Genomic DNA, 18,518 nt, shown 5'->3' with positions numbered 1-18,518 from the left:
CGATGCCCCTCGATCCTGACGAACTGCAGTCCCTGCGCCCCCACCTGCTGCGCTTCGCCCTGCTGCAGCTGCGCGACGAGGCGCTGGCCGAGGACACGGTGTCGGAAACGCTGCTGGCGGCGCTGGAACACCCCGAGCGCTTCGCCGGCCAGTCAGCGCTCAAGACCTACCTGATCGGCATCCTCAAGCACAAGATCATCGACACGCTGCGCAGCGGCCGCCGCGAAGTGACGCTGGCGCTGAGCGCGGGCGAGGACGGCGACGAGCAGTCCGACCTCGAAGCCTTCGACGCCCTGTTCGCCCGCAACGGCCACTACCAGACCCCGCCGTCCGACTGGGGCGATCCCGACCGCACCTTCGAGCGGCGCGAGTTCTTCGAAATCCTGCAACTGTGCGTGGACCGGCTGCCGGCCAAGATCGGGCGCGTCTTCATGATGCGCGAGTGGCTGGAACTGGAATCGGAAGAAATCTGTCAGGATCTGCAGATCAGCGCGACCAATCTGTGGGTGATGCTCTACCGTGCCCGCATGCGCCTGCGCGAATGCCTCGAGCTGAACTGGTTCGGCCAGCGCGCGGGCTGATGCCGGCCGGCCCGGGAACCCGCCCGCCCCTCCTAGGAAACCATGCCTGATACGCCGCCACGCCGCCGCCTGATGCCGACCTGCCACGAGGTGCACCAGCTCACCATGCAGGGGCTGGACCGCGAACTCGGCTGGGTCCAGCGCCTGCGCGTGCGCAGCCACCTGACGATCTGCGACGCCTGCACCCGGTTCGCCGGCCAGATGCGCCTGATGCGCGCCGCCATGCGCCACCTCGGCCGCGACGACGGCGCGGCCGGGCCACGCCGGGAAGGCTGAGGCAAACGCCATATGAGCGACCGGCCGGCCCCGCCTCCCGCCCCCGCCTGCGCCGTGCTGACCGGCCAGTTGCGGCCGGTCGAGCACTGCAGCCGCTGCGGCAAGGGTTTCGTCTGCGGCCACGCGGCCGGCCTGCCCGCCTGCTGGTGCGCCAGCGAGCCGCTGCTGCCGGCGCGCGCCATCGTGCCGGGCCGGCACTGCCTCTGTCCCGACTGCCTGCGGCAGCGCCGCGCCGGACAGGACTGAGCGGGGCGCCCGGGCTCAGGCGCCGGCCGCGGCCCGCACGCCTGGCGCACCGCCCCACTGCATCACCGCCACCCCCAGCACCACCAGCAAGGCCCCGCCCAGGCGCGCAGCGCTCAGTTCGCGCACGGCAAACCCGGCCAGGCCGAACCGGTCGGCCGCCAGCGCCGCCAGCATCTGCCCTGCCACCACCGCGGCGATGAAGCTGCCCGCGCCCAGCCGCGGCGCCAGCACCAGCGCGGCGGTGATATAGAAGGCACCGAGCAGGCCACCGCTCCACATCCAGCCGCGCACGCCGGCGGCCGCACCGACCGCCGGCAGCGGCACGCGCAGCGCCGCCAGCACCAGCACCACCGCCACCAGGCTGACCAGCAGCGAGACCAGGGTCGCCCACAAGGGATGGCCCAGCGCGCGGCCCAGCCCGCCGTTGGCCCCGGCCTGCAGGGGAATGACCGCGCCGGCGGCGACGCCCATCAGCAGCGACGGCAGCAGGGCGGAGGGGGAAGCGAGAAGCGAAGCCATGGCGCGATTCGAGGAATATCCGAGAGCGCTCAGTTTCAAATATTCCCTTTAAAAATTCCAATTCCGACTTCAAAGATTTAATATTCGCAGCATGAATAATCTACGTGCTATCGACCTGAACCTGCTGGTGGTGCTGGAAGCCCTGCTGGCGGAACGCCATATCTCGCGCGCGGCGCTGCGCCTGCACCTGAGCCAGCCGGCCGTCAGCCATGCGCTCGGCCGCCTGCGCCAACTGCTCGACGATCCGCTGCTGGTGCGCGGCCAGGGCGGCCTGGTGCTGACCGCGCGCGCCCACGAGCTCTCCGGCCCGCTGGCCGAGGCGCTGGCGCAGGTGCGCATCCTGCTGGGGCCGTCCGGCTTCCAGCCGGCGACCGCGCGCCGCACCTTCCGCCTGGCCATGTCCGACTACGGCGCCATGGTGGTGCTGCCGCGCCTGCTGCGCGCGGTGCGCAAGGCCGCGCCGGGCATCGACCTGGTGGTGACGCAGGCCAGCCGTGAGGCAATGACGGCCAAGGTGGCGGACGGCGAGATCGACGCCGCGCTGGGCGTGTTCGCCAATCCGCCGGAAAGCGTGCGCGCACAGACGCTGTTCGAGGATGACTACGCCTGCGCGGTCGACGCCGCCACGGTACGCGACAACGGCCGGCTCGACCAGGTCGCCTACCTGGCGCGTTCCCATGTGCTGGTGGCCACGCACAGCGAGCGCGTCGACGCCATCGACGCGGCCGTGGCCAAGCTCGGCGGCCGCCGCAAGATCGCCTGCGTGCTGCCGCACTGGAGCGTGGCGCCCGCGCTGATCGCCGGGACCAACCTGGTACTGACGACGGCACGGCGCAGCCTGGCCGCGCTGCAGGAAGACCCGCGCTTCGCCGTGTTCGACCCGCCGTTCGCGCTGCCGGGGCTGACCTTCAGCATGATCTGGCACGAGCGCATCGAAGCGGATCCCGGCCACATGTGGCTGCGCGAACGGGTGGTGGCCGCGGCCGCGGGTCAGGAATCGGGAGAATCGATCAGCCTGCGCGGCTGAGCACTGGAATCGCCGGCATCGTCGGCGTCGCCGCAGCCGTCAGACTGCTCGGCTGCCCCGGCGGGCTGGCCCGACGGCGTATCGTGCCGCTTCGCGGCCGGGCCGCCGCGGCGGACGGCTGGCCGGCCACGCGAGGGCTGCGGCAAGGTTCCTGCGCCGGGCGCGGGAGGGGACGCTGGAAGAGGCGCGCGCCCGCGGCGCGGTGGCGGAGCGGGCGGCCGGGCCGCGCCGCGCGCCGGCACGCCGGTGCCGCCACGGTAGACCAGCTTCTGCCGGGTGCCCAGCTGCTTGTTGGCCATGGCGGCTGCCCGTGCCCTGCGGCGGCGCTCAGTGCATGTGGCCGCTATGGCCACCTTGGCCACCTTGGCCACCCTGCCCCATGGCTCCCTGCCCCATGGCGCCCAGGTCGCGCACCTCGGCTTCGACGCGCTGCTCGGTGACCTTGCCGCCCTGCTCGATCTTCAGCGTCAGGGGCACCTTGTCGCCGGCCTTGAGCTGGCCCTTCAGGCCCATCAGCATCACGTGGTAGCCGCCCGGCTTCAGTTCGACGTCCTGCATCTTGGGCAGGTCGATCGAGGCCACCGGGCGCATGCGCATCACGCTGCCGTCCATCTTCATCTCGTGCAGCTCCACGCTGGCCGCGACGGGCGAGGACACGCCCACCAGCTTGGCCGCCTCATGGGCGTGCAGGGTCATGAAAGCCCCGGAGGCGGTCTGGGCCGGCACGGTGCCGCGCGCCCAGGCATTGCTGACGTCGACCTGGGCCAGCGCCGCGCCGGAGGCCAGGGCGGCGAACAGGGCGACACAGGAAGCGGCGGCGCGGGCCGCACGGAACTTGGCATGCATGACTGACTCTCCTGAAGATGGGTCTGGTTGGTTCTGCTGCAGGACTCACATTAGACCACGCGGGACGGTGGCGGCCAGCGTCCGGCATCTCGGCGCGCGGGCGGATCGTCCAGTCTGGCAGCGCCGCGCCGGCGCACCAATGCGGCAAGGTGTCGCACGCGCCGGCCGACCGGCGCGTGCGTTGCTACACTGCCGCCATGCCATCCGCTCTCTTCCTGTACGCCCCCTTCGCGCCGGCGGCCGACGGCCAGGCGCGCCACAACCTGGTGAGCCTGCGCCGGCTGTTCTGGCTGCGCTGGGCGCTGCTGAGCGCGCAGGCGACCATGCTGCTGACCTGCGAGGCGCTGGCCGGCGTCATCCTGCCCTACCGCCCGCTGCTGATCATCTTCGCGCTGCAGACCCTGTTCAACCTGATGACGGGCCTGCGGCTGCATCTGCACTCCAGCGACGACGCCGCGCCCAGCGACGCGGAACTGATGGGTCAGCTGATGGTCGACCTGACCGCGCTGTCCGCCATCCTGTTCTTCACCGGCGGCGCCACCAATCCCTTCGTCTCCTTCTACCTGCCGGGACTGGCGATCGCGGCGGCCATCCTGCCGTGGCGCATGGTGATGGCGCTGGCGCTGTTCGCGCTGGCCTGCTATTCGGTGCTGCTGCTCGAATACGTGCCGCTGAACCTGATCAACCCGGACAACGCGGTCAACTACCACCTGGCCGGCATGTGGCTGAACTTCGTCGCCAGCGCGGTGATGATCGCCTTTTTCGTGGCGCGGCTGTCCGGCGTGCTGCGCCAGCGCGATGCCCAGCTCAGCCAGGCGCAGGAGCAGTTGCTGCGCGAGGCGCGCGTGGAAGCGCTCAATGCGCAGGCCGCCGCGGTGGCCCATGAGATCGGCACGCCGCTGTCCACGCTGGCGGTGATCGCGGGCGAACTGCGCGGCGATGCCGAACACCGCCAGCACGGCGCCACGCCGGTGGCAGGCTACCTGGCCGACCTGCAGACCATGGAGCAGCAGATCGAGCTGTGCAAGTCGATCCTGGCCCGGCTGCGCGAAGACCATGCCACGGTGGCACCCCAAGCCATCGCCTCCTGGCTGCCGGCCTTCGTCGAGCGCTGGCAATTGCGCCACCCGCAGGCGCAGCTGCAAGCCAGTGCCGCGCCCGCGGCCGCCGCGCAGGAAATCGAGCCGGCCCGGGTCGGCCAGATCCTCACCATCCTGCTCGACAACGCGGCGCGCAGCCAGCAGGGCGCCACCCCGCCGCTGCAATTGTCGATCGCGCTGGAAAGCGGCACCCCGCACGCCACGCTGTGCTTCCGCGTGGCCGACCACGGCGGCGGCATCGCACCGCTGCTGCGCCAGCACCTGGGCGAAGCCCCGGTGGCCAGCTCGCACGGCGGCCAGGGTATCGGCGCCTACCTGGCGCAAAGCACGGCGCTGCGCATGGGCGGCCGCCTGAGCTGGCACGACCATGCCGGCGGCGGCACCGTCGCCGAGCTGCGCCTGCCCCTGGCCGCGCGCGCGGCCGCCGGCGCCTGAATCCTCCAAGCCTGTTTCCCGAGACATCTCCCGAGATCCGCCATGAATGAAGTCCCCCCCACCGCTGCCGGCGACGCTCCGGGCGACCCCGCCGGCGCCCCCTTCCTGGTCGTCGACGACGACACCGTCTTCGCCGGCACGCTGGCGCGCGCGCTGGCACGCCGCGGCTACGCCGTGCAGGTGGCGCACACCCGCCAGGAGGCGCTGGCACTGGCCGAACGCACCGCCTTCGCCTATGTCACGCTGGACCTGCACCTGAACGCGCCCGCCGAGGCCGGCGGCACCGCTCCGGCGGACTCGGGCCTGCACCTGATCGGCCCGCTGCGTACCGCGCTGCCGCACGCGCGCATCCTGATCCTGACCGGCTATGCGAGCATCGCCACCGCGGTCACGGCGGTCAAGCAGGGCGCGGATGAATACCTGGCCAAGCCGGCCAACGTCGACTCGATCCTGACCGCGCTGATGGCGGGGGTGTCGGAGGACGCGGCGGAAGCCGCGCTGGAAGAGCCGGTGCCGCTGTCGGTGGCACGGCTCGAATGGGAGCACATCCAGCGCGTGCTCAACGAGCACGGCGGCAATATCTCGGCAACGGCGCGCGCGCTGAACATGCATCGCCGCACGCTGCAGCGCAAGCTGGGCAAGCGGCCGGTCTCGCGCTGACGGGAGGTGCCGGCGGGACATGCCCGCGTTCAGAGTCGCAACTGCACGTAGTTCCAGGCCAGGCCGTCGTCGTCGCCTACGCGATCGGCCAGCCGCAAGGCATCCGCGGCATGGCGATCGGCGCGCCAGACCAGGTCGGCGGCCTGCATGGCCTGCGCCAGCGGCGCAGCCCCGCTGGGGGTGCCTGCCGGAACGACGGTGCCGGCGTGGGCGGCAGTCACCAGCGCTGGCAAGCGCGCCGCCGGCGCGCCGCCACCAGCGCTGCAAGCCGCCGCGGCGTCCGGCGCCGCCGCCGGTCCGGGCCGCGCGCACAGGAACAGCGTGGCCGCCGCCAGGCCGCACAGCACGGCGGTGGAAATCATCAGTTCGCGTTTCATCTCGTCCTCCTCGGCGAAGCCGGGCCATGCCGGCGGAAATGGGCACGGCGGGCCGCGGCGGCCACGCCGTGCGCCCCGTACAGGCGACGGCCGCAGCGCCCTCAAGCGACTGCGGCCGCACAGCTTCGCAGCGCGCGCCGGCAGGCGCCAGCGCACTTACCAATGCTTACCTGGCTTACCAGCGTGAGTCACGCTCCCAGGCCTTGAGTTCTTCTTCCACGCGCTCCTTGGTGTAGCCATAACGCTCCTGGATCCGGCCGGCGAGCTGGTCGCGCTTGCCCTGGATGCGTGCCAGGTCATCGTCGGTCAGCTGGCCCCACTTCTCCTTGATCCGGCCCTTGGCCTGGTCCCACTTGCCTGCGATCTGGTCCCAATTCATGACAGCCCCCTGCTTGGCACGGCGCGCGCGCACGTGCGATGGATGGATAGATGGACAGCGCGCAGCCGGGTTGTCCGGCCCGGCCCGCGCGAACAAGCTTAGGAGCGCGCCGGACGTCACAGCAGGCGTGCCGCGCCGAAAGGCGTGTCGGACGATTCCCACAGGGCAGCCGGGACGCAAGACCGAGGTCAAGGGTGAGGAACCAGGACGAGGAACAAAAAAAAGCGCACCTTGCGGTGCGCTTTTGTTGCGGCCCGGTCGGCCGCGGTAAGCGGACCAGGGCCCCGATGCCGCGTGCGCTCAGAGCACGTAACGCGACAGGTCCTCGTTGCCGACCAGGTCGCCCAGGCGCGCGTCGACGTAAGCGGCGTCGACAGTGATCGTCTCGCCCGACGACTTGGCCGCGTGGAACGACAGGTCTTCCAGCAAGCGTTCCATTACCGTGTAGAGGCGGCGCGCGCCGATGTTCTCGACCTTCTCGTTGACCGAGAAGGCGATCTCGGCCAGCCGGCGGATGCCGTCCGGCGCGAACACCAGGTTGACCTCTTCGGTGGCCAGCAGCGCCTGGTACTGCTTGGTCAGGCTGGCATCGGTCTGGGTCAGGATGGCCTCGAAGTCGGATACCGACAGCGACTCCAGCTCGACGCGGATGGGGAAGCGGCCCTGCAGTTCGGGAATCAGGTCGCTGGGCTTGGACAGGTGGAAGGCGCCGGAAGCGATGAACAGGATATGGTCGGTCCGGATCATGCCGTACTTGGTGCTCACCGTGGTGCCCTCGACCAGCGGCAGCAGGTCGCGCTGCACGCCCTGGCGCGACACCTCGCCGCCGCCGATCTCGCTGCGGCTGGCGATCTTGTCGATCTCGTCCAGGAACACGATGCCGTTCTGCTCGACATTGGCCACGGCCTTGTGCTTGAGCTCCTCGTCATTGACGAGCTTGGCGGCTTCCTCGTCGACCAGCAGCTTGAAGGCTTCCTTGACCTTCATCTTGCGGCGCGCCTTCTTGCCCTGGCCCATGCCGGCGAACATCGAGCGGATCTGCTCGGTCATTTCCTCCATGCCCGGCGGCCCCATGATGTCCATGCTCGGCAGGCCGGCCGACACCTCGAGCTCGATCTCCTTGTCGTCGAGCTGGCCCTCGCGCAGCTTCTTGCGGAAGACCTGGCGGGTGTTGGTGTCCTTCTCCTCGGGCTGGGCGAAGCCGACGTCGCGCGCGGGCGGCAGCAGCACGTCGAGCAGGCGGTCCTCGGCGGCCTCCTCGGCCTTGACGCGCACCTTCTTCATCTCCGATTCGCGCGTCTGCTTGACCGCCATCTCGGCGAGGTCGCGCACGATGGTGTCGACGTCGCGGCCCACATAGCCCACCTCGGTGAACTTGGTGGCCTCGATCTTGATGAAGGGCGCGTCGGCGAGCTTGGCCAGGCGGCGCGCGATCTCGGTCTTGCCGACGCCGGTCGGCCCGATCATCAGGATGTTCTTCGGCGTGATTTCCTGGCGCAGGGGCTCGGCCACCTGCTGGCGGCGCCAGCGGTTGCGCAGGGCGACGGCCACGGCCTTCTTGGCCTTGTCCTGGCCGATGATGTGCTTGTCGAGTTCGGAAACGATTTCCGACGGGGTCATGGTTTGCGACATGGTATCCGTTCAGTGATGGCCGGGGGCGGGCCGCCCGACGCTCATTCCAGCGTCTCGATGACGAAATTGGTGTTGGTGTAGATGCAGAGTTCGCCGGCGATGGTGAGCGACTTCTCCACGATGTCCTTGGGGGCCAGGTCGGTATTCTCGACCAGGGCCTTGGCCGCCGACTGGGCGTAGGAGCCGCCCGAGCCGATCGCGGCCACGCCGCCCTCGGGATCGAGCACGTCGCCGTTGCCGGTCAGCACCAGCGTGGTGTCGCGGTCGGCGACGATCAGCATGGCCTCCAGGCGGCGCAGGGCGCGGTCGGAACGCCAGTCCTTGGCGAGGTCCACGGCAGCGCGCGTCAGCTGGCCCTGGTGTTTCTCCAGCTTGGCCTCGAAACGGTCGAGCAGGGAAAAAGCGTCGGCCGTGCTGCCGGCGAAGCCGACCAGTACCTTGCCGTTGTAGATACGGCGTACCTTGCGCGCCGTGCCCTTCATGACGACGTTGCCGAGCGTGACCTGCCCGTCACCGCCGAGCGCGACCTGGTTGCCGCGGCGTACGCTGAGAATAGTGGTGCCGTGATACTGTTCCATGATGGCTTCGGAGAGGGGATCTGCCCAGCAAGTGGCGGCGGCCGGCGCGAATTCAAGGGCCGGCGCCCGGGAGGCTGCGCGGCGCACGCGCCGCACAGCGGTTCCCTCACTATAGACGCCCCCCGCCGGCGCGGCGCAGCGGCGCCGCAAAGCAAAAGGCCACGCCGCCGGCGTGGCCTTTTGCGCTGGGCAAGCCGCCCGCCGGGCAGCCTGGGCGCGGATCAGTCGGCGTAGACGCCGGCCTTGCGGATCACCGGAGTCCACTTGTTGATCTCGCCGGCGAGGAAGGTGCGCAGCGAATCCGGCGTGGCGCGCTGGGCCGGTACCGCCTCGGCACCCAGTTCGGCCATCTTGGCACGGAAATTGGGGTCGGCCACGGCCTTCTGCAGGGCCGCCGACAGCTTGTCGATGACCGGCTTGGGCGTGCCCTTGGGCGCGTACATGGCGTGCCAGATCTTCACTTCCACGCCCGGCAGGCCCTGCTCGCCCGCGGTCGGGATGTCCTTGAAGGCTTCTACGCGGCGCGCCTGCATGGCGGCGTAGGGCTTGAGCGAGCCGGCCTTGAGCTGGCCGGCGATATTGGTGGTCTGGTCGCATATCAGGTTGACCTGGCCGCCCAGGATGTCGGTCAGCGCCGGCGCCGTGCCCTTGTAGGGCACCGTGGTCAGCTCGGTCTGGATCGCGCTCTGGAACAGCAGGCCGCACAGGTGCGAAGCCGAGCCGATACCGGCATTGGCCAGCGAGAGCTTGCTGGCATTGGCCTTGATGTACGGCAGCAGGTCCTTGAAGTTGCTCGGCGGCAGGTTCTTGTTGCCGACCATCACCATCGGCACGTCGGCGATCTCGCCCACCATCTCGAAATCCTTGAGCGGGTCGAAGCCGAGGTTGCGGTACAACGCCGGCGCGGTCGACATGCCGATGTGGTGGATCAGGATGGTGTAGCCGTCGTTGCGCGCCTGCGCGACCTTCTTGGCGCCGATGGTGCCGCCGGCGCCACCCAGGTTCTCGATGACGATCTGGGTACCCAGGTGCTTGGACATGATCATGGTCAGCTCGCGCGCAACCTTGTCGGTCGGACCGCCGGCGGAGAACGGCACCACGGCCGACACCGGCTTGCTACCCGGATACTCGTCAGCATGTGCGCCAGGCGTCACCCAAATCAGACCGACCGCCAGCGCGGCCGCCACCTTCAGTGCAACTCGTTTCATCTTCTCTCCTGGATACCCTGTTGTTCCCGTCCACGGTATGGCGCCCGGCCGGATTCGCCAGGCGCGTGCCCGCCGCCGCTCGCGGCGGGCCGCCCAGTGCCGCGAGGCGCCGCAGATCCGGCCTCGCCCCGGCGTCACCCCGCGGCAATGCGCCGGCTCCGGGGTGGGCGGAGCGCAATGCTATCAATTGCAGACATCCAGACACATTAGTGCTAACCCGGTCGCTGGCTGTGGCGGCGGAGCGGCCTGGCGGCGCAGCGGCCGCCTGCCTGGTGGAACGGAAAACAGGAGATATGAGAAACAAGCGTCACAAAACAGGCCGTCGCGGCGCTGCACCGGGTGCCTGGCCGCCCTGGCGCCCTGGCGCTCCGGCGTGCCGGCGCCGCAACCGCCTCAACGGAAGAAGGCCAGCATCTCCCCGGCCAGTGCCTCGGCGGCCTCCTCCGGCACGTAGTGACCGCAGGGCAGCGCCTGCCCGCTGACGTCCTGCGCGACTTCCTGCCACAGCGCCAGCGGCTCGAAGCAGCGCGCGACCACGCCGTGCTCGCCCCACAGCACCCGCAGCGGGGGCGCCAGCCGGCGCCCGGCCTCGCGGTCGGCGCGGTCGTGCTCCAGGTCGACGCCGGCCGAGGCACGGTAGTCCTCGCACATGGCATGCACGCGCGCCGGTTCGCGCATGGCTGCGCCATAGGCGGCCAGGGCATCGGCGGCGAACGGCTCGGGACCGCCCTGGCGCATGCCCAGGCCCAGGCAGCGCGCCAGGAAGAAGTCGGGCTCGGCATTGATCAGGGTTTCCGGCAGGGGCTCTGGCTGGATCAGGAAGAACCAGTGCCAGTAGGCGGCGGCGAAGGCCATGCTGGTGCGCTCGTACATGGCCAGCGTGGGGGCGATATCGAGCAGCATCAGGCGGCTGACCGCCTCCGGATGGTCCATGCAGAGCCGGTGCGCCACGCGCGCGCCGCGATCGTGGGCGCACAGCGCGAAGCGCGGGTAGCCGAGCGCCGCCATCAGCGCGACCTGGTCCTGCGCCATGGCGCGCTTGCTGTAGGCGGCATGCCCGGGCCCGCCGGGCGGCGCCGAACTGCTGCCATAGCCGCGCAGGTCGGTGGCGATCACGGTGAAGTGGTCGGCCAGCGCCGGCGCCACCTTGTGCCAGATCAGGTGGCTCTGGGGAAAGCCATGCAGCAGCAGCAGCGGCGGGCCGGAGCCGCCCCGCACGCCGGCGATCTCCGCGCCGCCCACCTTCAGGCGCAAGGGTTCGAAGTTGGGATACAGCAGCGCGCTCGCGTCGTTGAGCATCTCGGGTCTCCTCCCTGGCGGCGGCGCCCCGCGGCGGGACGCCGGCCTCTTGTTGGCGATGATAGGCGCATTCGCCGCGACGGAAGCCAAGGCATGGCCAGCCCCGCCAGAATTGCAACTAAATTGCATCACCCAGGGGGCTATGGTTAAATCGGGTCATGACCCACCCCTCCGAGACCTGGCCGGCCGGCGCGCCGGCCGCAGCCGCCCTGGACGACGCGCGCGAACGCCTGCGGCGGCTGGGCGCGCGCGTGACGCAGCCGCGCCTGTGCATCCTGGCCTGCCTGATCGGCAGCGACGAAGCCCTGACCCACCAGGCGGTGCTCGACCGCATTCCCGCCACCGGCGAAGCCATCGACCGCGTGACCGTCTACCGCGTGCTCGACTGGCTGGTCGAACAAGGCCTGGCGCAGAAGCGCGCCGGCAACGACCGCGTCTTCCGCTTCAGCCTGGTCGAGCACGAGGCGGCGCGCGCCCAGGTCCATCGCCGGCACAGCCATTTCCACTGCACGCGCTGCGACCGCACCTTCTGCCTGGACGACGGCAGCGTGCCCGCCGGGCTGGACGCCCCGCGCGTGCCCAGCGGCTTCGCCGTCGAACACGTCGAGCTGACCGTCAATGGCATCTGCGCCGAATGCGGCGCGCGCACCGAACCTGCGCGGCAGGCAGCGCCGGCGCAACCCGAATAAACGAGGCGGCACCGCCCGCCCGTGCGGCGCCGCGCCTTTCCCCTTCCACGGAGAACGACAATGTCCAAACTGATCCCGGTCACCATCCTGACGGGCTTCCTCGGCAGCGGCAAGACCACGCTGCTCAAGCGCATCCTGAACGAGCAGCACGGCATGAAGATCGCCGTGATCGAGAACGAGTTCGGCGAAGAGAACATCGACAACGAGATCCTGGTGCAGGACGGCCGCGAGCAGATCGTGCAGATGAGCAACGGCTGCATCTGCTGCACCATCCGCGGCGACCTGGTGGCTGCGCTGTCGCAGCTGATCAGCCGCCGCGATGCCGGCGAGATCGACTTCGATCGCGTCGTGATCGAAACCACCGGCGTGGCCAATCCCGGTCCGGTGGCGCAGACCTTCTTCATGGACGAGGAGATCGCGCAACGCTACCTGCTCGACGCGGTGGTCACGCTGGTCGACGCCAAGCACGCCGAGCAGCAGCTGGACAAGCAGGAAGAGGCGCAGCGCCAGGTGGGCTTCGCCGACGCCATCTTCATCACCAAGGCCGACCTGGTCGGCGAGCCCGAGGTGGCGGAGCTGCGCCACCGCCTGCTGCACATGAACCCGCGCGCGCCGATCCGCACCGCGCACTTCGGCGAAGCGCCGATCGACGCCATCTTCGACCTGCGCGGCTTCAACCTGAACGCCAAGCTGGAGATCGACCCCGACTTCCTGCGCGCCGACGACGAGCACGATCACGACCACGGGCATGACCACGAGCACGGCGAGCAGTGCGGCGCCGACTGTGGCCATGACCATGGCCATGACGCTCATGGCGACCATGGCCATGGCCATGCGCACGATCACCACCACCACCACCATCACACCGATCGCATCGCTTCCTTCGTCTTCCGCAGCGAGCAACCTTTCCACTATGGCAAGCTGGAGGAGTTCCTGTCCGGCATCCTGTCGGTGTACGGCGAGAAACTGCTGCGCTACAAGGGCGTGCTGTACATGCAGAACGTGGACCGCAAGGTCGTGTTCCAGGGCGTGCACCAGTTGATGGGCAGCGATGTCGGGGCCAAGTGGGGCGACGAAACGCCTGGCACCAAGATGGTGTTCATCGGCGTCGACCTGCCCAAGGACGCCATCCTGAAGGGCCTGGCCAACTGCCTGGCCTGAGCGCCGGCCCGCCGGTCCGGCCCCGCATGCCCCCCTTTCGGGTGGGATTTGGGGTCTGGATCGGAAAAGACCGCCAAAATCGACCGGTTTTCCCCCGTATCTCGGAAAAATTTGTTCAAGTACAATAGGTCGGATTTAGTGCGGGCGGCGTGGCTTGGAATTCGCCACCCGAGTTCGGCAGGACGGCGTCCGTCGTCGGTACGAGGTGGGTCGCCAGGCGCGGTCGCAGTGCTTCGTGCGGAGACCGCCTGATTCCGCCCCGGGGCACCGGCAAGCGTCATCCCAGATCGACGCGAAAGAGAGGTGTCCCATGTCAGCCGCAACAAAAACGAAGGAAAGCCGCAGCAAGACAGCTAGCGTTGCGGCCGAGACGATAGAGGCGCCGTCCCGCAAGGCGGCATCGGGATCCCGCAGTGACACGGCGCGCGCCGCTGCAAGCGGGTCCAAGGGAGGCGCGCGAAGCAGCAAGACTGCAGCCAGCCAGAGTGAAACGTCCACGCCGCGCAAGCAGCCGGACACTGCACCCGAGCGGAGCCCCGCCCCGCCGGTCGCATCAACAAGAGAATCAGCAGCAACCATGAGCAGCAATAAACTTCTGACTGAAGCTGAAATCCTGAAGATGGGCGACAAGGATTACATGAATGAAGCGCAACTCGCTTTCTTCAAGCATCGCCTTGAACAGCTGCGCGACGACATCCTGAAGAACGCCGACCAGACGACGGAGCACCTGCGCGAAACGGTCATCGTGCCGGATCCGGCCGACCGCGCCACCATCGAGGAAGAGCATGCCCTCGAGCTGCGCACCCGCGATCGCGAGCGCAAGCTGCTGAAGAAGGTCGAGCAGGCCCTGGTCCGCATCGAATCCGGCGAGTACGGCTGGTGCGAGGAAACCGGCGAGCCGATCGGCGTGCCGCGCCTGCTGGCGCGCCCCACCGCCACGCTGTCGCTGGAAGCCCAGCAGCGCCGCGAACTGCGCCAGAAGCTGTTCGGCGACTGAGCATTGCCGGCTTCCGGCGGGCAGCGCGCCCCCGCCAGAGCACGGCCCGGCTTGCCGGGCCGTTTTGTTTTGTGCGGGCCGCCCTGCGCGCCCGCCACCCGCCACCTGGCCGGCGGCGGGCAGTCATTCTGTCTTTGTGGTGTCATCGACACCGGCCTAAGATGGAGGCCTGGGCCCGGCTGTGCGTCGGGCCGGCTTTCTGTTACAGTCGCAACTTTGTTGCAATAACCAGCGCCACGCGGCGCTCCGCTTGTCATGGCCGATCGCCTGCCCGTCACCGTGCTGTCCGGATTCCTCGGCGCCGGCAAGACCACCCTGCTCAACCACGTGCTCGCCAACCGCGAGGGCAAGCGGGTCGCTGTGATCGTCAACGACCTCGCCGACGTCAACATCGATGCGCGCCTGGTCGGCGACGGACGCGTGGCCCAGGCCGGCGAGCGGCTGATCGAGCTGTCCAACGGCTGCATCTGCTGCACCTTGCGCGAGGACCTGCTGACCGAGATCGGCAAGCTCGCGCGCGAAGGCCGCTTCGACTACCTGCTGGTCGAGTCCACCGGCGTGGCCGAGCCGCTGCCGATCGCCGAGACCTTCACCTTCGAGGACGAGCACGGCACCACGCTGGACCAGGTCGCCCGCCTCGACACCATGGTCACGGTGGTGGATGCCGCCCACTTCCTGCGCGATTTCAACGAAGCCGACTACCTGAGCGACCGCGGCCAGGCGCGCGACGAAGACGACGACCGTACCGTGGTCGACCTGCTGATCGAGCAGGTCGAGTTCTGCGACGTGATCGTGCTGAACAAGATCGACCTGGTCAGCGCAGCCGAACGCGAGCGCCTGGCCGGCATCCTGCACACCCTCAACCCGCGCGCCGACATCGTGGCCGCCTCCTTCGGCCAGGTGCCGCTGGCGCGCCTGCTCGACACCGGCCGCTTCGATTTCGAGGCCGCCGCCGCGGCCCCCGGCTGGCTGGCCGAACTGCGCGGCGAGCATGTGCCCGAGACCGCCGCCTACGGCATCGGCAGCTTCGTCTACCGCCGCCGCCGCCCCTTCCATCCACAGCGCTTCGCCGCGCTGATCCATGGTGACTGGCTGCGCGAGCATGGCAACGTGCTGCGCTCCAAGGGCTTCTTCTGGCTGGCCGGCCGCATGGACACCGCAGGCAGCTGGAGCCAGGCCGGCGGCGTCTGCCGCCATGGCGGCGCCGGTGCCTGGTGGGCGGCCGTCGATCCGGCCGAATGGCCGGCCGAGGACGAGGCCCGCGCCGCCATCGAGGCCGACATGCTGGACGAGGACGGCCAGCCTGCACGCTTCGGCGACCGCCGCCAGGAACTGGTCTTCATCGGCCAGGACATGGACCGCGCCGCGCTGGAAGCCCTGCTCGACGCCTGCCTGCTGGACGATGCCGAGATGGCCGCCGGCCCGTCCGCCTGGGCTGCCTGGCAAGACCCCTTCCCCGCCTGGGACGACACCTTCGACGGCCTCGACGGCGACGACGGCGACGACGACTGCGGTCACGATCCGGACCGCTGCGACTGCGGGCATGCGCACTGAACGGCACGCGCCGCGCCGGCCGAGCCTGGCGCACGCGCTCTGGCTCTCGTTGTGCCTGCTGCTGGCCCAGCATGCCGGCCTGACGCACCGCGTCCTGCACGGCGGCCTGCAGAACCAGCCGCTGCTGGCGGCCGCCGAAGCGGCGCCGGCTGCGGCCGGCCTGCTGTCGGACCCGCTGGCCGACCCGCTGGCCGACGGCACCCTCGATGAAGGCCCGCGCGACCCGCTCGCTCTGCGGGGCGGCGGCCACTCTTGTGTCCTCTTCGATGCGGCGGCCCTGGCCGACACGCATTGCAGCCTGGCCCTGCCCGGCGTGCTCGCGCACGGGCACCCGCACGCGCCGGCCAGCGCCGAGGCGGCCCGGCCCGACCTCGCCCCCCTCACAGCCTTCCATCCGCGCGCCCCACCGGCAGCGCTCGCACTCGCCTGATCCCCGGGGCCCGAGCGGCCCCGCCTCCACCAGCATCCACCGACCCGCGGACCGCCGCCGGCCGGGCCCGTCGCATACCCGCACGCGCCCGGCGGCGCCTAGTGTCCTGATTCTTCCATTCGTTGGATCGCCCGGTCTGTAGAGAAGACGTTCGAGGCCAGGAACGACGCGCAGCAAGGCTGGAGCCTTGCGGGCATTCGTGACGGCGCATCGCATGGCTTATCGACGGACTCAGGACACACCGAGTCAACGAATTTGTGATTCAGGACACTTGCCCCGCGCGTCGCTCCGCGCCGGCACCGCGCCGGCGCGGCCCCTATCGATTGCGAGCCATGCCCAACCTGCAAGCCCACAAGAAGAACGCCTCGCGGCGCCCCTCACGCTCCGCCCTGCGCGCCATCTCCGCGCTCACCGCCCTGCTCGCCTCGGGCGGCGCCTATGCGCAAGGCGCTCCCGCCGAAAGCGCGGACGCCGCGGAAAGCGCCGAGCGCAACACCCTGAAGACCGTGGTGGTCACCGCCAACCCGCTCGGCAGCGAACTCAACGAGATGGTCGCGCCCGCCAGCGCGCTGCAGGGCGATGCCTTGACGCTGCGCCAGGGCAGCACGCTGGGCCAGACCCTGGATGGCCTGCCCGGTGTCTCCTCGACCGGTTTCGGACCCAATGCCAGCCGGCCGGTGATCCGCGGCCTCGACGCCGACCGCATCAAGATCCTGCAGGACGGCGGCAGCACCGTCGACGCCTCCTCGCTGTCCTATGACCACGCGGTGCCGGTCGACCCGCTGGTGGCCGAGCGGATCGAAGTGGTACGCGGCCCGGCCGCGCTGATGTACGGCGGCAACGCCATCGGCGGCGTGGTCAACGTGATCGACAACCGCATTCCGAAGGCACCGGTGGAAGGCGTCGGCGGCGCGCTCGACACCAGCGCCACCGCCGGCGGCGACCAGGGGCGCGGCGCCAGCGCCCTGCTCGAGGCCGGCAACGGCCGCTTCGCCATCCACGCCGATGCCTTTGCCCGCAAGACCAGCGACCAGCGCATTCCCGGCTTCGCGCGCAGCGCCGCGCTGCGTGCCAGCCAGCCCCTCGCCGAAGGCGAGAGCGAGGCCTACGGCCGCCTGCCCAATACCAGCGCCCAGCAGGACGGCGGCTCGCTGGGCGGCGCCTATACCTGGGCCGATGGCTTCGTCGGCGCCAACTACAGCGCCTACCGCAACGAATACGGTACCCCCGCCGAGTCCGACGTGCGCCTGAAGATGAAGCAGGACCGCTTCGCCCTGGCCGGCGAGGCACGCGAGTTGTCCGGCGCCACCGGCGGCTGGCTGGAGGCGGTCAAGGCGAGCTTCAGCCACACCGAGTACGAGCACAAGGAAATCGAGCACGGCGCGACCGGCACCATCTTCCGCAACCGCGGCTGGGATGCGCGCGTGGAAGCACGCCATGGCAACATCGGCCCGCTGCGCGGCGTGGTCGGCGCCCAGTTCGGCCAGACCCGCTTCTCGGCGCTGGGCGAGGAAGCCTTCGTGCCCAGTACCGACACCGACAACGCGGCCCTGTTCGTGTTCGAGGAACTGCCCCTGGCCGCCGGCGGCGACCTCAAGCTGGACCTGGGCGGCCGGCTCGACCACAGCCGCGTCAGATCCAGTGCCAACGGCAACGAGCGCTTCAGCGACGCCAGCCGCAGCTTCAACGCCGCCAGCGCGTCGGCCGGCCTGCTCTACAAGCTGACGCCGGCCTGGTCGCTGAGCAGCAACCTGGCCTATACCGAGCGCGCGCCGACCTTCTACGAGCTGTTCGCCAACGGCCCGCACGTGGCCACCGGCACCTGGGAAGTCGGCGACCCGAACGCGGCCAAGGAACGCGCCACCTCGCTGGACCTCGGCGTGCGCTTCAAGAACGGGCCCCACAGCGCCAGCCTGTCCGGCTACTACAACCGCTTCGCCAACTACCTGGCGCTGCAGGCCACCGGCCATGCACGTGATGAGGCGGGCGACGTGGTCGCCGCGGGCACCGCAGGCGCCCTGCCGGAGTTCCGCTACGCAGGCGTGCCCGCCACCCTGTATGGCTTCGAGGCGGAAGGCCGCACGCGCCTGGCCGAGCGACTCGCCTTCGCCGGCGACAGCCTCGACCTGGAAGGCCGCGTCGACCTGGTACGCGGCAAGAACCGCGACACCGGCGAGCCGCTGCCGCGCCTGGCGCCGCTGCGCCTGGGCGGCGCGCTGATCTACGGCGCGGGCCCCTGGAACGCGCGCGTGGACGTCACCTATGCCGCGCGCCAGACCCGCGTGCCGGCCAACGACACGCCGACCGAGGCTTATACGCTGCTGGGCCTCGCGCTGAGCTACAAGTTCAAGCTGGCCGGCACCCAGACCCTGGTCTACCTGCGCGGCGATAACCTGACCAACCAGGACGCGCGCAATGCGACCTCCCTGCTGCGCGACATCGCGCCGCTGGCGGGACGCAGCGTCAAGGTGGGCCTGCGCACGACCTTCTGAGCACCCGCGTGGCGGCGGGCCGGTCCGCGCGG

Annotated in this window: 20 protein-coding genes; 12 read left to right on the top strand and 8 right to left on the bottom strand. The window is 70.1% G+C overall.

Features of this window, described 5'->3' with window-relative positions; translation table 11 throughout:
* Positions 1-2 precede the first annotated feature (2 nt).
* The 3 genes from BKK80_RS02755 to BKK80_RS02745 are packed head-to-tail and all read left to right on the top strand — an operon-like array spanning position 3 to position 1,103.
* Positions 3-581, top strand: coding sequence for a sigma-70 family RNA polymerase sigma factor (locus tag BKK80_RS02755; RefSeq protein ID WP_071015998.1), 579 nt, complete (start codon positions 3-5; stop codon positions 579-581).
* A gap of 42 nt (positions 582-623) precedes the next feature.
* Positions 624-857 (top strand): zf-HC2 domain-containing protein, encoded by a 234-nt coding sequence (locus BKK80_RS02750; protein ID WP_071010764.1) that lies wholly within the window; start codon positions 624-626, stop codon positions 855-857.
* A 12-nt stretch (positions 858-869) separates the two neighbouring features.
* On the top strand, positions 870-1,103 hold the full coding sequence (locus BKK80_RS02745; RefSeq protein WP_071010763.1) for a cysteine-rich CWC family protein: 234 nt from the start codon (positions 870-872) through the stop codon (positions 1,101-1,103).
* Positions 1,104-1,118: 15 nt separating this feature from the next.
* Here the strand turns inward: BKK80_RS02745 and BKK80_RS02740 are convergent, their stop codons facing one another.
* On the bottom strand, positions 1,119-1,622 hold the full coding sequence (locus BKK80_RS02740; protein WP_071010762.1) for a DMT family transporter: 504 nt from the start codon (positions 1,620-1,622) through the stop codon (positions 1,119-1,121).
* A gap of 91 nt (positions 1,623-1,713) precedes the next feature.
* Between BKK80_RS02740 and BKK80_RS02735 the strand changes: the two genes are divergently transcribed.
* On the top strand, positions 1,714-2,649 hold the full coding sequence (locus tag BKK80_RS02735) for a LysR family transcriptional regulator (RefSeq protein ID WP_071010761.1): 936 nt from the start codon (positions 1,714-1,716) through the stop codon (positions 2,647-2,649).
* 327 nt (positions 2,650-2,976) lie between these two features.
* Here the strand turns inward: BKK80_RS02735 and BKK80_RS02730 are convergent, their stop codons facing one another.
* Positions 2,977-3,495, bottom strand: a complete 519-nt coding sequence (locus BKK80_RS02730; RefSeq protein ID WP_071068567.1) for a copper chaperone PCu(A)C — start codon at positions 3,493-3,495, stop codon at positions 2,977-2,979.
* A gap of 197 nt (positions 3,496-3,692) precedes the next feature.
* On the opposite strand from BKK80_RS02730, the gene BKK80_RS02725 reads away from it, so the two are divergent.
* Together BKK80_RS02725 and BKK80_RS02720 are read left to right on the top strand one after the other, a co-directional pair.
* A complete protein-coding gene (locus BKK80_RS02725; protein WP_083384193.1) occupies positions 3,693-5,030 on the top strand; it encodes an ATP-binding protein in 1,338 nt (445 codons plus the stop codon).
* A gap of 42 nt (positions 5,031-5,072) precedes the next feature.
* Positions 5,073-5,690 carry a response regulator transcription factor gene (locus BKK80_RS02720; RefSeq protein ID WP_071010759.1) on the top strand — a complete coding sequence of 206 codons (618 nt, stop codon included), beginning with the start codon at positions 5,073-5,075 and terminating at the stop codon, positions 5,688-5,690.
* 29 nt (positions 5,691-5,719) lie between these two features.
* Here BKK80_RS02720 and BKK80_RS02715 read toward each other — a convergent pair whose 3' ends face one another.
* The 6 genes from BKK80_RS02715 to BKK80_RS02690 form a co-directional block, all read right to left on the bottom strand.
* Complete coding sequence (locus BKK80_RS02715) at positions 5,720-6,067, bottom strand: hypothetical protein (RefSeq protein ID WP_071010758.1); 348 nt, start codon at positions 6,065-6,067, stop codon at positions 5,720-5,722.
* 175 nt (positions 6,068-6,242) lie between these two features.
* Positions 6,243-6,446, bottom strand: a complete 204-nt coding sequence (locus BKK80_RS02710; protein ID WP_071010757.1) for a CsbD family protein — start codon at positions 6,444-6,446, stop codon at positions 6,243-6,245.
* Between the two features lie 300 nt (positions 6,447-6,746).
* Positions 6,747-8,078, bottom strand: a complete 1,332-nt coding sequence (hslU, locus tag BKK80_RS02705) for an ATP-dependent protease ATPase subunit HslU (RefSeq protein WP_071010756.1) — start codon at positions 8,076-8,078, stop codon at positions 6,747-6,749.
* A gap of 41 nt (positions 8,079-8,119) precedes the next feature.
* Positions 8,120-8,656 carry an ATP-dependent protease subunit HslV gene (gene hslV / locus BKK80_RS02700; RefSeq protein ID WP_071010755.1) on the bottom strand — a complete coding sequence of 179 codons (537 nt, stop codon included), beginning with the start codon at positions 8,654-8,656 and terminating at the stop codon, positions 8,120-8,122.
* Positions 8,657-8,877: 221 nt separating this feature from the next.
* Entirely contained in the window at positions 8,878-9,864 is a 987-nt protein-coding gene (locus BKK80_RS02695; RefSeq protein WP_071010754.1) for a tripartite tricarboxylate transporter substrate-binding protein, read from the bottom strand.
* Positions 9,865-10,257: 393 nt separating this feature from the next.
* A complete protein-coding gene (locus BKK80_RS02690) occupies positions 10,258-11,163 on the bottom strand; it encodes an alpha/beta fold hydrolase (RefSeq protein ID WP_071010753.1) in 906 nt (301 codons plus the stop codon).
* 158 nt (positions 11,164-11,321) lie between these two features.
* Between BKK80_RS02690 and BKK80_RS02685 the strand changes: the two genes are divergently transcribed.
* The 6 genes from BKK80_RS02685 to BKK80_RS02660 all read left to right on the top strand — a co-directional run bounded on the left by BKK80_RS02685 (position 11,322) and on the right by BKK80_RS02660 (position 18,486).
* Positions 11,322-11,852 carry a Fur family transcriptional regulator gene (locus BKK80_RS02685; protein WP_071010752.1) on the top strand — a complete coding sequence of 177 codons (531 nt, stop codon included), beginning with the start codon at positions 11,322-11,324 and terminating at the stop codon, positions 11,850-11,852.
* A 60-nt stretch (positions 11,853-11,912) separates the two neighbouring features.
* Positions 11,913-13,013 (top strand): CobW family GTP-binding protein, encoded by a 1,101-nt coding sequence (locus BKK80_RS02680; RefSeq protein WP_071010751.1) that lies wholly within the window; start codon positions 11,913-11,915, stop codon positions 13,011-13,013.
* A 310-nt stretch (positions 13,014-13,323) separates the two neighbouring features.
* Positions 13,324-14,010, top strand: coding sequence for an RNA polymerase-binding protein DksA (gene dksA, locus BKK80_RS37295; RefSeq protein WP_236903715.1), 687 nt, complete (start codon positions 13,324-13,326; stop codon positions 14,008-14,010).
* Positions 14,011-14,265: 255 nt separating this feature from the next.
* Complete coding sequence (gene zigA / locus BKK80_RS02670) at positions 14,266-15,564, top strand: zinc metallochaperone GTPase ZigA (protein WP_071010749.1); 1,299 nt, start codon at positions 14,266-14,268, stop codon at positions 15,562-15,564.
* Positions 15,554-15,994, top strand: a complete 441-nt coding sequence (locus tag BKK80_RS02665) for a hypothetical protein (protein ID WP_071010748.1) — start codon at positions 15,554-15,556, stop codon at positions 15,992-15,994. Before zigA ends, BKK80_RS02665 begins: the two co-directional genes overlap by 11 nt.
* Before the next feature lie 332 nt (positions 15,995-16,326).
* Positions 16,327-18,486: a TonB-dependent receptor gene (locus tag BKK80_RS02660; protein ID WP_071037594.1), complete on the top strand. Its 2,160-nt coding sequence runs from the start codon at positions 16,327-16,329 to the stop codon at positions 18,484-18,486.
* The last annotated feature ends 32 nt before the right edge of the window (positions 18,487-18,518 follow it).

This window comes from Cupriavidus malaysiensis (genome assembly GCF_001854325.1).
Taxonomy (GTDB): Bacteria; Pseudomonadota; Gammaproteobacteria; order Burkholderiales; family Burkholderiaceae; genus Cupriavidus; species Cupriavidus malaysiensis.
This window is presented reverse-complemented; position numbering and strand designations above follow the sequence as displayed.